We start from the raw sequence: 13,651 nt of genomic DNA on the forward strand, positions 1-13,651 counted from the left end.
ATAATGAATCAGATAAAATCTTTAGAATAGCCTTTATTGGGTATACTAAGATTTATGCTTGGAGAGATACCCAAGTGGCTATAAGGGGACCCTCTGCTAAGGGGTTAGACTGCGTAAGCGGTGCGAGGGTTCGAATCCCTCTCTCTCCGCCATCTGATTTATAAAATTGTTTTTCTTTAATATGGCGGTGTAGCTCAGCTGGCTAGAGCGTACGGTTCATACCCGTGAGGTCGGGGGTTCGATCCCCTTCGCCGCTATTTTTACCTTACATATTATGGAGCTTAGCTCAGCTGGGAGAGCATCTGCCTTACAAGCAGAGGGTCGGGGGTTCGATCCCCTCAGCCTCCACCATAATGTGCCGGTGTAGCTCAACTGGTAGAGCAACTGACTTGTAATCAGTAGGTTGGGGGTTCAAGTCCTCTCGCCGGCACCATTTAAATAATATTGCGGAACCGTGGTGTAGTTGGCCTAACATGCCTGCCTGTCACGCAGGAGATCGCGGGTTCGAATCCCGTCGGTTCCGCCATTATTTATGAATTTCCACAAATGAAAGTGGGAAAGAAACATACCACTTTGTTTTTGTATGTATGGCTCGGTAGCTCAGTCGGTAGAGCAGAGGACTGAAAATCCTCGTGTCGGCGGTTCGATTCCGTCCCGAGCCACCTTTTATTTTGGAGGATTAGTGAAGTGGCTAAACACGGCAGACTGTAAATCTGCTCTCTTCGAGTTCGGTGGTTCGAATCCATCATCCTCCACCAGTTTTATAAGAGCCATTAGCTCAGTTGGTAGAGCACCTGACTTTTAATCAGGGTGTCGTAGGTTCGAATCCTACATGGCTCATCACAGTAGAACCGATAACCTTAGGTTATCGGTTTTTTTGTATTTATTTATTTTAATTAGCAATCTGATATAATGTTTCTTGATACCTAGAAAATCCAAATGAGGAAGCCTTATTTGCTGTTTTTAACCAAGGATATGATAGAATAGGAAGAAAAACGGTAAAGTGGTGGATATCATCAATGGTAGAGATGGAGACATTACGGAGTAAGTTAGAACTTATAATCGGCTCATCCATACGCATGAAAGAACTGAGTAAACCTCAATCTGAATTGATGTATTCAGCAGAACGTCTATTACAAGATTTTCTGAACATAGACGAATTTACTTGGTTTCCACTGTATGTAAAGAATGGTGTATTACATGTATTTGAGGTAAAAAGTGATTGCATAAGTTCTGAAGTGATGCAACTAATAGCAATGCTAGTTCGGCAGCAGCGTGAAGAACCGTTGAGTGCCCATGGCGAAGAAGAACGTGGGATTTTACGCTTAAGCCAATGGATTCAGGCACAACTTGAACTTGAGCAAGGAGAAGCAGAGCTTCCAGATGATCTAGAATTCAAACGACGTCTTGGCGTAGACATGGTTCCATTTCTTTTGATATGCGAGAGTATTCATATAACTGAGGTAAGCAGTACAGCTTTGAAGCGTCTTCTCCGTAGTTATTTTGATGGTGATGTGATTCTTATTCCTTTACGTGAACAAGAATGGTTGGTTCTTGCTCGTAAAGAACTAGTAGCTGGTGGTAATGATGAGAAGGACGATGATGGAGTAGAATCGGAAACAGATATGCTATCGGCTTTTGGACTTGGTCTATATGAACTGATTGCAAGTGAGTGGGTGGGAACTTTCCATTTAGCGTTAGCTCCTGTATTTTCTCCTGTTAAATCTCTTCCTTCCATGGTAGGGATGCTGCGGGAGACCATTTTTCTGGGACGAACCTTTCATGTTACGGAGCATGTCCACTTCCCTTGGGAGTTACTGCTCGAACGATTGATCTACAGTATTCCACCTGTGCAACGGCGCAGATTTTTGGATCAGGCTGGAGATCATGGGGTGTTATTTACTGATAGTGAGACATTAGCGACGCTAGAAACTTTTTTTCAATTGGACTGTAATGTAAGTGAAACGGCAAAGCGACTATATATTCATCGCAATACGCTTCTTTATCGTTTAGATAAGATTAAACAGGAGACAGGACTGGACGTTCGGAGCTTTGGGGATGCTGTTTTGGTCAAATTGACGATGCTATTGTATAAAGTGACGAAAAGAAAATAGGTTTTTTGTGCAGTTTGTGGATAGCCAGTCTGGGCGATGTTCGGTAAGATAGGTATAACAAATGTATTCGATTTCATAATTAACCACATAGGGGGCAAATATAATGGCAGGTGTACGTTTAGAGCATATCTTCAAGAAATATCCGGGTTCCGACAAAGCAACGGTAATTGATATCAGTCTTGATATTCAAGATAAAGAATTTCTAGTTCTAGTAGGACCATCTGGTTGCGGTAAATCCACAACTTTGCGGATGATTGCTGGTCTGGAAGAAATCTCTGAAGGTAAACTTTATATCGGCGACCGCGTTGTGAATGACGTTGCACCGAAAGACCGCGATATCGCAATGGTATTCCAATCTTACGCGTTGTATCCTCATATGAACGTATATCAGAACATGGCATTTGGTCTGAAACTACGTAAAGTTAAAAAAGATGATATCGACAAACGTGTACGTGAAGCTGCAAAAATTTTGGACATCGAGCACTTGCTTGACCGTAAACCGAAGGCACTTTCGGGTGGTCAGCGTCAACGTGTTGCCTTGGGACGCGCAATCGTGCGTGATCCGCAAGTCTTCTTGATGGATGAGCCACTTTCCAACTTGGATGCAAAACTACGTGGTCAAATGCGCGCTGAGATCACTAAACTGGTAAAACGTCTTGAGACTACTTGTATCTATGTAACGCATGACCAAACCGAAGCTATGACAATGGGTGATCGGATTGTTGTTATGCAAGATGGTATTATTCAACAAGCAGCTTCTCCAGAAGTATTATATAATAGTCCAACCAACCTATTCGTTGCTGGATTTATCGGATCTCCAACAATGAACTTTATTACGGGTACATTGAATGAGCAAAACGGCTCGGTACGCTTCCGTTCCGAAGGCTTAGACGTTGAAGTTCCAGGCGGCAAAGCACAATTGCTTAAGAATAAAGGATATATGGGTAAAGAAGTGATTATGGGCGTTCGTCCTGAAGATATTCACGAAGAGCCTGTATTCCTTGAAGCTTCACCAAACACAATCTTCACTTCCCACGTTGACGTAACTGAAAACTTGGGTCATGAAATGCTCCTTTACTTGAGTGGTTTGGGTAAAGATACAGTTATCGCTCGTGTAGACGGTCGTTCTAATACTCGTGATGGTAACAGCGTTCGTCTTGCTATTGATATGAACAAAATTCATATCTTTGATAAAGAGTCCGAACTGAACGTGTTAATAACTGACTAATTCAGATCGAACTGATAAGAGCCGCCCGAGAGGGCGGCTTTTTTAATATCAGGTTTGAAGTAAATATGGATTTTGGGCGGGTATTAAATACTCCTTATGCTTACTAACTTGCTGGAAAACAAAGAGATAGTTAAGGTTATCTTTGAGTGAATTATAGTAAGAATTACATGTAGAAGGAAGCATCTACGAACATTGCAATCATTGGCAATTTCATTTACGATAAGTACATTGGAGAATTATATAATTTTTCGGATATTAATCATAACTGGATATACATATAGCAGATTGTTAAGCAAAGGGGGCACGATGCAGCGATGGCTAAAAAGGTTAAAGTATCGGAATTGGTACAACAGTTTCAGCTGGAAGTCATTTCGGGAGAACAGGGCTTGAAACGCGGCATCACAACAGACGATTTAAATAGACCGGGCCTTGAAATGGCAGGATATTTTGAATATCATCCACAAGAACGTGTTCAGTTGCTAGGTAGAACGGAACTTGCTTTCTTCGCCATGCTAACCGCTGAGGAGCGAAAAGATCGAATGGAGCGCCTATGCGGCGAGCATACACCATGCGTTGTGGTTACAAGAACGCTGGAAGTGCCGGAGGAATTAATTGCAATCAGTCAGGTGAGAGATATACCTGTGTTGCGTAGTAATATGGCTACAACGATTCTTTCCAGCCGCATTACTGGTTTCTTAGAGAGAAAGCTTGCACCTACTACGACCATCCATGGTGTTTTATGTGATGTGAATGGTGTGGGCATGCTTATTACAGGTACCAGTGGAATTGGTAAGAGTGAAACTGCGCTTGAGTTGGTGAAGAGGGGCCATCGTCTGATTGCGGATGATGCGGTTGAGATTCGCCAGACGTCGGACAACCAGCTTCACGGATCCGCGCCAGAACTTATTCGCCACTTACTTGAAATTCGTGGAGTCGGAATTATTAATGTAATGACTCTTTTTGGAGCCGGAGCCATTCGTAATAACAAACGTATTACGCTTGTTGTTAGATTAGAGGCTTGGCAGCAGGATAAACAGTATGATCGTTTAGGATTAGACGAGGAGACCACTCGTATTATCGATACAGATATCCCTTTGGTTACGATCCCTGTACGTCCTGGACGAAACTTGGCAGTTATTATTGAAGTAGCAGCAATGAACTATCGCTTGAAACAGATGGGTCTCAATGCGGCACTTCAATTTACGAATAAGTTAACTGCAACGATTGCTGAAGATATGGATGATATGGATTAGGAGAGTGAAAAATGGCCACTTTGTTACTAAATCCGATTGCTTTCAATATCGGATCCTTGTCAGTTCACTGGTACGGGTTGATTCTTGGCCTAGGTGCGCTCGCTGGATTGATGCTTGTAATCCGTGAAGGCAAGAGATTTGGCATCACACCTGAATTTTTCATGGATATGCTACTGCTCGGTGTTCCATCAGCTATTATTGGTGCACGTATCTATTTTGTGGCATTCAAGTGGGATGATTACAAAGATAATATAGTCGATGTGTTTAAGATTTGGAATGGTGGAATTGCCATCTATGGAGCTTTAATCGGGGCTATTATATGTGCAGTCATATATTTCAAATACAAGGGTTATAATTTCTGGCGTATTGCGGATATTTGTGCCCCAGGACTGCTTCTCGGTCAAATGATCGGACGCTGGGGGAACTTTGTAAACCAAGAAGCCTATGGCGGCGTAGTAGAAGAGTCTTTTCTACGCAACAATCTTCACTTACCAAACTTTATAGTGAATCAAATGAATGTAGAGGGTGTATATCATCATCCGACTTTTCTATATGAATCGCTGTGGAGTCTGGTAGGTATTTTTATCCTGTTAGTATTACGTAGACAGAAATTTTTACGTTCGGCTGAATTATTTCTTTCTTATTTTATCTGGTATTCGATTGGTCGATTCTTCATTGAAGGATTACGTACCGATAGTTTGGCCTTTAAGGGACCAGACTGGTTGGCAGCCATCGTTGATGGTTTATGGAAGCCTATGGAATGGATGGGTTTTGAGCATGGTACGCTTGATGCGGCATATGGAAACGTACGTATTTCGCAGTTGCTCGCCATTTTAATTATTATCGTGGCCATTGTGTGGATCATGATTCGCCGTACAACGGGTAACCCTAAACCTCATTACCTCGATCCCATTGTGTCTACAAAAGATAAGACCGATGTGGTGCCAGACACAACATTGGCAGCATCTGCGGAGAAGGAAGATAAACCATTAGTAGTACATGAAAATGTGCCGGTGCAAGATCCAGAGGAGAAAAAGGAGTAGTTTGCAGCATGATAAATACCATACTTTTCGATTTGGACGGTACAATTATTGATACAAATGAATTGATCATTAGTTCTTTCATTCAAGTGCTCGAGCATCATCGGCCTACGCCATTGACTAGGGAACAGATCATCCCCAAGATGGGGATGACGCTTGAGCAGCAGCTGCAGCATTTTTCAGGCAGTGGGGATGTTACTTCATTACTAGGAGCTTATAGAGATTATAGCAGTGAGCATCATGAAGCAATGGTGCAGCCATTTCCGCAAGTGCTTGATGTGATTAAAGGGCTACACGATCGAGGGATTACAATGGGTGTTGTGACGACAAAAAACCGCCCAGGGTCTTTGAAAGTGCTAGATATGTTCGGCCTTAGTCAGTACATGAAGGTCGTTGTGACTGTGACAGATGTTGAACATCCAAAGCCGCATCCAGAGCCAGTTCTGAAAGCAGTAGAGGCTCTGGGCGCTGATCCCGAGCATACGCTTATGGTTGGAGATAGCCCTGTGGATATTCTGGCAGCACAGGCTGCTGGCGTGCAGTCCGCAGGTGTGATCTGGTCATTGAAGGGTGAAGACGTACTTAAGGAGTACAATCCGAACTATATTTTACATGAGATGAATGATCTGTATTCATTAGTGGATTAGGAGCAGGATGATGGCTAGAAAAGTGACCCGTTATCCAGTGGAAGGCCCTAACGCGCTGTGGCAAATATATAAAACCGTCAGCCCATGGAAGGGTATTAAAAATTTCATCTGCATCCAAATTGCCCGTTATTGCCCGGTACTAACCATCAAGAACTGGATTTATCGTCATCTGCTAGGGATGAAAGTCGGAAAGCATTCGGCATTTGGACTGATGGTGATGGTAGATGTGTTTTTCCTGAAAAGATAACAGTTGGTGACAATTCGGTTATAGGGTATAACACGACAATTCTGGCTCATGAATACCTAATTGATGAGTACCGTCTAGGTGAGGTTATCATTGGTGAACGGGTCCTTATTGGAGCAAACACGACTATCCTTCCTGGTGTTACAATAGGAGACGGTGCAGTAGTTGCTGCTGGATCGGTGGTCCATAAAGATGTGGAGGCAGGTGCCTTTGTTGGCGGGAACCCTCTACGTGTAATTGAACGTAACTAGTGTTACTTTAACGCAAGTGGTGAGTAGATAATGAACATTCAAAGATGCTTTCTTTGGATGTTTTTTTATTGGGTAATTCCTTAAGGAGTTACAAAAATATACATTCCTACATTGGACTAGGTACCTGAAGCGGTGTATACTTTTTTTATAAACTGAACCCTAAGGAGAGAAATTTGGCCTTGATTAAAAAAGAGCGCATTAACGAGCTAGATGTATTCCGTTCATTTGCCATAATGGCTGTAGTAGCTATTCATGCGACGTCCCAGACCTTGGCTGCAACCATAAATACTTCATCCTATTATCCATTTCTGTTTATGAATGTGTTTAGTAAATTTGCAGTTCCTGTCTTTATTTTCCTGAGTGGATTTGTGCTATTTTATAATTACATAGACAGACCTTTGGATGGTGCTACGTTTAAGAAGTTCTATACGAAACGGCTCTTATATATTTTGGTGCCATACTTTATGTTTTCAGCCTTTTATTACGCTTTGCAATTGTATAGGAAGAAGGAAATGGATCTACCGTTTCTTCAAATCCTTCGTCAATTCGGTGTCCATTTATTAAAAGGAACTGCGCATACGCATCTGTATTATGTAGTTATAATGATCCAGCTCTATGTTTTGTTTCCTCTATTATTATTATTGTTTCAGAAACAACGTAAATTGCTCCCATGGCTCGCCATTATCGGGTTTGGTATACAGTGGATATTCGTGTATTTATACAAGTATGGATTCCATTTGCCACAAGCAGGTGTTGTACCACAGGGGATTCGCAATCTGCCTTTACCGAAAGGTAGTATCGTTTTATCGTATATGGCCTTCTTTCTATTCGGGGCAGCCATTGCTGTATATTACAGTAGACTTAAAGATTGGCTGATTATGACGAGTAAAGGTTTCCTTAGCGCGAAAGGCATAGTCTGGATTATCCTATGGTTGGCCTGGGTCGTGGTCGGTACGATTCACGTAGGTTTGTATTATCAGTTGAATACGACAGGAACTTCGGTAAATACGCTTTGGTATGAGTTTGTTTGGGATATTCATTCCATGCTGTCTGCAATTGTACTGATGCAGCTCTCATTCCTTCTGTATCGACGTGGTGGGCAGCTGTTACGGCGAGGTTTGTCATCAATCGGTGCATGCTCATTCGGTATTTTTCTATTGCATCCATTCTTGTTGTTCCTATATCGTAAATGGGTTTTCCACGGTGGTAGCTTACAATACGTGGGCTATATCTTCTTAGAGTGGCTTGTTGCACTGGTCGTTTCTTGGATTATCGTTCATCTGTTCTTCAAATATGCGAAGTGGTCTTGGATATTCTTCGGCTCAATTCCGGCAATGCCTAAGAAGCAGACGATAAATAGACGAAAAGAGAATTTAAAAAGCTAATTATGCAGTAAAACTTCTGTGAAGTTGAATATGGAAACATTTATAATAAAGTAGACTGTCCAAAATGATATGGGCGGTCTACTTTTTCATAGGTTGGAAAAGAAGTTGGAATCGTTGTTCATTCAAATGTCTAGATCGTTGACTGAGATGGGGTTTCGTGTTAAGATATCCAATATTCTTTAATTTGGTAGACTGGTAGCACTTCGCAGTGCTAAAGTATAAATTCGGGGTGAATTGATATGTCCAAACCTAAAGGTTTCGAAAAACCGACCGGTGTCCGTGATTATGTCCCTTACGCTGTGGCGAAACTACGCAGCATTGAACACAATGTGCTGGCTTGCATGAGTCGCTGGGGATATGAGCAAATTATGACGCCTACAATGGAATATTATGATACGGTGGGCGTGGCTAGTTCTACGTCAGATCAAAAGCTATTTAAACTGTTAAATAACCGTGGTACAACGCTGGTTCTACGATCGGATATGACTGCACCTATAGCCCGTGTAGTGTCTTCTTTAATGAAGGAAGAGCCACTTCCGCTGCGGTTGTCTTATCATGCGAATGTATTCCGTGCTATTGAAGAGGAAGCGGGACGTGAAGCGGAGTTTTTTCAGACGGGTGTTGAGCTGGTCGGGGATGATTCACCTGAAGCGGATGCTGAAGTAGTGGCATTAGCCATTGAATCGCTACAGGCCGCAGGCGTAACTTCTTTTAAAATTGCGATGGGTCATGTCGGATTCCTCAATGGACTGTTTGAAGAGGTTCTAGCAGGACGGAGTAGCGAGCAAGAATCGCTTAAAAAGGGACTACTCAGCCGTGACTATGTGGGTTTTCGTAGTCAAATTGTAGAACTGGGATTACCGCAGGCTCAGGAGAATGAACTAGATGGTATTTTACGCCTACGTGGTGGTAAAGAAATATGCGATCAGGCGCTTGATCTTACAGGACATCCTCTCGCACGCGCATCCATCAGCCACCTTTGCAAGGTATGGGAAGTACTTGAGGCTTATGGGGTTTCGGAACATGTGCTTATTGATTTAACGATGATCGGAGACTTCTCCTACTATACAGGTATGACGTTTGAAGGATATGCTTCAGAGCTTGGTTTTCCGGTTTGTAGCGGAGGACGTTACGATAACCTTTTACAGCAGTTTGGCAGAAATGTTCCAGCGACTGGGTTCGCGCTTAAAACGAACCGCATACTCGATGGAGTGCACGGCTTGAAGGAGCAGGTTAAGCTTCCAGTCTTAGTTCAGTACAGTGCTGGAGAGCGTAAACAGGGGCTTAATAAGGCGGCTGCGCTACGTGCTGAAGGAACAACTGTAGTTACTCGCTTACTATCGGAAAATGAAGAGGCGAATCGCTTCGATCAAGATATGAGCAAATATGAGCAAATCCTTACTTTTGAATCATCATCTAGATAAATAGAAGAGGAGGGGTCAAATTGACGGATATTTTGAAGGTTGCCATGCCTAAAGGGAGAATTTATAAGAAGGCTGCGGCTTTGTTCCGCGAGGCTGGATTAGATATCCCGCTTGAAGTGGATGAGACGCGCAAACTCGTTATTTCATTGCCAGAGCTAAATATGGAATTTATCCTGGCTAAACCAGTAGATGTTCCTACGTATGTAGAATATGGCGCGGCAGATATCGGAATTGTAGGAAAAGACGTACTGCTTGAGGAAGACAGGGATATATATGAGCTGTTAGATCTCGGTATTGCACGTTGCAGAATGTCGGTGATCGGTTTGCCGAATTGGCAGCCTGGTATTCAGCAGCGTGTAGCAACGAAATATCCGAATGTGGCTTCTCGGTATTTCCGTGAGCAGGGGCAGCAGGTTGAAGTGATCAAACTAAATGGTTCGATTGAATTGGCTCCGCTAATTGGGCTAGCTGATCGGATTGTAGATATGGTAGAAACCGGCCAGACGTTGCAGGAAAACGGACTTGTCGAAATGAATCCAATTTTTGAGATTACGAGCCGTTTAGTGGCTAATCGGGTAAGCTATCGCATGAAAAACGGACAAATTCAGTCTCTGTGCGATAGACTACAGCAAGTAATTGGCGGTAATGTGACTAACTAACTTCACTAGATTGAAATGAGTATGTAGATAAGATGTGTTTAGGGAAGGGAGCCGTTTGAAATGAACATAGTAAATGTAAAGGATTTTGACTTGCGACGCGAAGTGGATTACGGCACACCTGAGCAAAATGAACGGGCGAAGCAAATTGTGCAGGATGTGAAGCAAGAAGGCGATGCCGCGCTGCTTCGTTACACTGCCGAGCTAGACCGTACACAGCTTGAGGCATCACAGCTACGTGTTACCCCTGAGGAACTGCAGGCAGCTTATGCTCGAGTAGAGCCTTCCTTTGTGGAGGCTATATCGGCGGCGGCTCATAACATTCGTGCCTTTCACAACCGTGAGAAGCGGAATTCATGGATGGATTTGCAGCCCGATGGGAGTATTCTGGGGCAAATTATTCGTCCGTTGAAGCGGGTGGGCGTATATGTACCAGGCGGTAAGGCAGCTTACCCATCATCGGTGCTTATGAATGTGATCCCTGCGCAGGTAGCTGGCGTACCGGAGATTGTGATGGTGACGCCGCCAGCTACGGGTGGCAAGGATGGGATTGACCCGTATATTCTAGTGGCAGCGGCGGAAGCCGGAGTTCACGAAATATACCGTGTCGGTGGTGCGCAGGCAATTGCTGCGCTAGCTTATGGTACGGAAAGTATTGCGCCGGTCGATAAAATTTGCGGCCCGGGCAATATCTATGTTGCGCTGGCGAAGCGCGAGGTATACGGCGCTGTTGATATCGACAGCATTGCGGGTCCAAGTGAGATCGTGGTGCTCGCGGATGAGCATGCGGATGTGGCATTTGTTGCTGCAGATCTGCTCTCGCAAGCCGAGCATGATGAGATGGCATCGGCTATTCTCGTTACTCCATCGCAGGCATTAGCAGATGCCGTATCGGCGGAGGTACAGCGTCAGCTAGCATTATTGCCACGTCGCGAGATTGCAGCTGCTTCGATTCGTGACTATGGCGCTATTATTCTAGTGGAATCACTAGCAGAAGGCATTTCAGTCGTGAATCGACTTGCTCCGGAACATTTAGAGATCATGGTTGAAGAACCAATGGCTTATGCAGGGATGATTGAGAACGCTGGCGCGATCTTCTTGGGACCTTATAGTTCAGAGCCTGTTGGCGATTATTTTGCTGGGCCGAATCATATTATTCCGACGAATGGTACTGCACGGTTCTCATCCCCAGTAGATGTGGATGATTTTATTAAGAAATCGAGCATGATTTATTATAGTAAAGAAGCACTAATGAAGAACGGTGCAACGATTATGGAACTGGCGAGACGCGAAGGGCTAGAGGCACATGCGCGGGCTATTGAAGTAAGGCTGCAAAGAGTAGGAGAGGCGGGAGCATAACATGACTAACAATAACGAGATCAAAGATGAGAACCTACGTAGTTCAAGTGTAAAACGCAAAACGAATGAGACGGATATTGCATTGTCCCTTACCGTAGATGGCAGCGGAGTTTCGGAGCTTGAGACGGATGTTCCTTTTCTAAACCATATGCTGGATTTATTCACGAAGCACGGACAATTTGATCTGAATGTTCAGGCTCGTGGAGATATTGAGATCGATGATCACCATACCGTTGAGGATATCGGGATTTGCCTTGGACAGACGCTACGCGAAGCGCTTGGTGATAAAAGAGGAATTAAGCGCTATGCGAGTGTGTTCGTTCCTATGGACGAGGCGCTTGCGCAAGTGGTTATTGACGTTAGTAACCGTCCTCACTTCGAATATCGGGCAGAATATCCATCTGCTCAAGTAGGTAGCTTCTCTACGGAACTCGTACATGAATTTTTGTGGAAATTTGCACTAGAGGCAAGAATTACACTGCATGTCATTGTCCATTACGGACAGAACACTCATCATATGATTGAAGCTATCTTTAAAGCACTTGGACGTGCATTGGACGAAGCAACCAGTATCGATCCACGTGTTACGGGGGTTCCCTCAACGAAGGGAGTGCTATAGTCGTGACGATTGCAATTGTGGACTATGGTATGGGCAATTTGCACAGTGTGAGCAAAGCAGTAGAGCGCCTCGGTTATGAGGCGCTGATCACGGGTGAACGCGAAGCGATTCTAAACGCGAGCGGCGTGATTGTGCCGGGCGTCGGTGCCTTTGGCGACGCGATGGAGCATCTGCGGCAGAGTGGACTTGGCGCAGTCGTGCAAGAGGTGGCAGCGGGTACGCAGCCGCTGCTCGGCATTTGCTTAGGAATGCAGCTGCTATTTAGCAGCAGCGAGGAGCATGGCAACTATGAGGGGCTTCATATTTTGCCAGGCAAGGTTGTACGCTTCACAGGTGGAGACTACAAGGTGCCGCATATGGGCTGGAATAAGCTACAGTTTGTGCAGGAGCAAAGTCCGCTGCTAGCGGGACTTGCGGAAGGGCATGTCTATTTTGTCCATTCGTATCATGTTCTTCCGGAAGTGAAAGCTGATTTACTGGCAACAACGGATTATGGTCATCCTGTCACCGCTATTGTGGGACGGGGTTCCGTTTACGGCATGCAGTTCCATCCAGAAAAAAGTGGCGAAGTAGGAATGCAGCTACTACAAAATTTCTTGAAACTGACGGATACGTCAGCCTAAATATAGATTTAATAATCTAGATTAGACTCTATGGGGAAAACGGGAGGTTCGCTAATGTCTTCTTTTATCATCTATCCAGCTATTGATATTCGCGGCGGTAAATGTGTACGACTGGTGCAAGGGGATTACAATCAAGAAACGGTGTATCATGACAGTCCACTAGAGGCTGCTAAGGCATGGGAAGCTCAAGGTGGTTCATATATTCATCTGGTGGATTTGGATGGGGCCAAGGCAGGTCACCCTGTTAATGACGAGGTCATTGCAGCTATTGCGTCCGGTGTGCAGGTTCCGGTGCAGGTTGGTGGTGGACTTCGGAAGCTAGAGGATGTAAAGCGTCTACTGTCTCTCGGTGTGAGTAGGCTCATTATTGGGACGGCAGCGATTGAGGATCGAGCATTTACAGAAGCGGTGCTAGGCACCTATGGTGATAAAGTAGCCATTGGTATTGATGCTCGTAACGGTTATGTCGCAACACGTGGCTGGTTAGAAACTTCGGAAGTGAAGGCGGAAGTTCTGGCTAAGGAACTGGCATCGAAGGGTGCGGAGACATTTATTTTCACAGACATCTCTAGAGATGGAATGATGCAGGGTCCGAATATTGAGGCCATTGTAGCACTAGCGACGAGTAGTGGTCGTAATGTTATTGCATCAGGCGGCGTGACTCAATTGAATGATTTAGTCGAACTCAGTAAGCATAGTGCGCAAGGCGTAGGTGGAGCCATTGTAGGCAAGGCGCTATATACAGGTAATATAGATCTTGCAGAGGCTATTAGAGTGATTGGATAGCAGGCCATAAGTGATTGATTAG

The 13,651-nt window shown here is 44.4% G+C and carries 12 protein-coding genes, 8 tRNA genes and 1 pseudogene; all 21 read left to right on the forward strand.

Annotated features, from left to right (window positions below; genetic code table 11):
- Positions 1 to 60 precede the first annotated feature (60 nt).
- The 21 genes and pseudogenes from JCM16418_RS14635 to hisA all read left to right on the forward strand — a co-directional run bounded on the left by JCM16418_RS14635 (position 61) and on the right by hisA (position 13,629).
- Positions 61 to 152 (forward strand) — tRNA-Ser (locus tag JCM16418_RS14635).
- Positions 153 to 183: 31 nt separating this feature from the next.
- Positions 184 to 257 (forward strand) — tRNA-Met (locus JCM16418_RS14640).
- A 19-nt stretch (positions 258 to 276) separates the two neighbouring features.
- Positions 277 to 351: transfer RNA gene (locus tag JCM16418_RS14645), tRNA-Val, on the forward strand.
- A 6-nt stretch (positions 352 to 357) separates the two neighbouring features.
- Positions 358 to 433: transfer RNA gene (locus tag JCM16418_RS14650), tRNA-Thr, on the forward strand.
- 15 nt (positions 434 to 448) lie between these two features.
- A tRNA-Asp gene (locus JCM16418_RS14655) sits at positions 449 to 526 on the forward strand.
- Between the two features lie 63 nt (positions 527 to 589).
- A tRNA-Phe gene (locus JCM16418_RS14660) sits at positions 590 to 662 on the forward strand.
- Between the two features lie 11 nt (positions 663 to 673).
- Positions 674 to 758, forward strand: a tRNA-Tyr gene (locus tag JCM16418_RS14665).
- Between the two features lie 9 nt (positions 759 to 767).
- Positions 768 to 840 (forward strand) — tRNA-Lys (locus JCM16418_RS14670).
- Between the two features lie 188 nt (positions 841 to 1,028).
- Entirely contained in the window at positions 1,029 to 2,114 is a 1,086-nt protein-coding gene (locus tag JCM16418_RS14675; protein ID WP_242403854.1) for a PucR family transcriptional regulator, read from the forward strand.
- A gap of 103 nt (positions 2,115 to 2,217) precedes the next feature.
- Positions 2,218 to 3,342 carry an ABC transporter ATP-binding protein gene (locus JCM16418_RS14680; protein WP_036650302.1) on the forward strand — a complete coding sequence of 375 codons (1,125 nt, stop codon included), beginning with the start codon at positions 2,218 to 2,220 and terminating at the stop codon, positions 3,340 to 3,342.
- Between the two features lie 314 nt (positions 3,343 to 3,656).
- Entirely contained in the window at positions 3,657 to 4,595 is a 939-nt protein-coding gene (gene hprK, locus JCM16418_RS14685) for an HPr(Ser) kinase/phosphatase (protein ID WP_036650304.1), read from the forward strand.
- Between the two features lie 11 nt (positions 4,596 to 4,606).
- A complete protein-coding gene (gene lgt / locus JCM16418_RS14690) occupies positions 4,607 to 5,638 on the forward strand; it encodes a prolipoprotein diacylglyceryl transferase (RefSeq protein WP_036650307.1) in 1,032 nt (343 codons plus the stop codon).
- An 8-nt stretch (positions 5,639 to 5,646) separates the two neighbouring features.
- Positions 5,647 to 6,282, forward strand: a complete 636-nt coding sequence (gene ppaX, locus JCM16418_RS14695; RefSeq protein ID WP_036650309.1) for a pyrophosphatase PpaX — start codon at positions 5,647 to 5,649, stop codon at positions 6,280 to 6,282.
- Positions 6,283 to 6,292: 10 nt separating this feature from the next.
- Positions 6,293 to 6,777, forward strand: a pseudogene (locus JCM16418_RS14700) (acyltransferase).
- Positions 6,778 to 6,956: 179 nt separating this feature from the next.
- Positions 6,957 to 8,162 (forward strand): acyltransferase, encoded by a 1,206-nt coding sequence (locus JCM16418_RS14705; RefSeq protein ID WP_036650553.1) that lies wholly within the window; start codon positions 6,957 to 6,959, stop codon positions 8,160 to 8,162.
- A gap of 239 nt (positions 8,163 to 8,401) precedes the next feature.
- The gene (locus JCM16418_RS14710; protein WP_036650311.1) at positions 8,402 to 9,586 is read left to right on the forward strand and encodes an ATP phosphoribosyltransferase regulatory subunit; all 1,185 of its coding nucleotides are present in this window, start codon (positions 8,402 to 8,404) and stop codon (positions 9,584 to 9,586) included.
- A 20-nt stretch (positions 9,587 to 9,606) separates the two neighbouring features.
- On the forward strand, positions 9,607 to 10,245 hold the full coding sequence (hisG, locus tag JCM16418_RS14715; RefSeq protein WP_036650313.1) for an ATP phosphoribosyltransferase: 639 nt from the start codon (positions 9,607 to 9,609) through the stop codon (positions 10,243 to 10,245).
- A 60-nt stretch (positions 10,246 to 10,305) separates the two neighbouring features.
- Positions 10,306 to 11,601: a histidinol dehydrogenase gene (gene hisD / locus JCM16418_RS14720; protein ID WP_036650315.1), complete on the forward strand. Its 1,296-nt coding sequence runs from the start codon at positions 10,306 to 10,308 to the stop codon at positions 11,599 to 11,601.
- A 1-nt stretch (position 11,602) separates the two neighbouring features.
- Positions 11,603 to 12,220: an imidazoleglycerol-phosphate dehydratase HisB gene (gene hisB / locus JCM16418_RS14725; protein WP_052020316.1), complete on the forward strand. Its 618-nt coding sequence runs from the start codon at positions 11,603 to 11,605 to the stop codon at positions 12,218 to 12,220.
- 2 nt (positions 12,221 to 12,222) lie between these two features.
- Positions 12,223 to 12,843, forward strand: coding sequence for an imidazole glycerol phosphate synthase subunit HisH (gene hisH / locus JCM16418_RS14730; RefSeq protein WP_036650318.1), 621 nt, complete (start codon positions 12,223 to 12,225; stop codon positions 12,841 to 12,843).
- A gap of 54 nt (positions 12,844 to 12,897) precedes the next feature.
- Positions 12,898 to 13,629, forward strand: a complete 732-nt coding sequence (gene hisA, locus JCM16418_RS14735) for a 1-(5-phosphoribosyl)-5-[(5-phosphoribosylamino)methylideneamino]imidazole-4-carboxamide isomerase (protein ID WP_036650320.1) — start codon at positions 12,898 to 12,900, stop codon at positions 13,627 to 13,629.
- The last annotated feature ends 22 nt before the right edge of the window (positions 13,630 to 13,651 follow it).

The organism is Paenibacillus pini JCM 16418, assembly GCF_000576305.1.
Classification (GTDB): domain Bacteria; phylum Bacillota; class Bacilli; order Paenibacillales; family Paenibacillaceae; genus Paenibacillus_AQ; species Paenibacillus_AQ pini.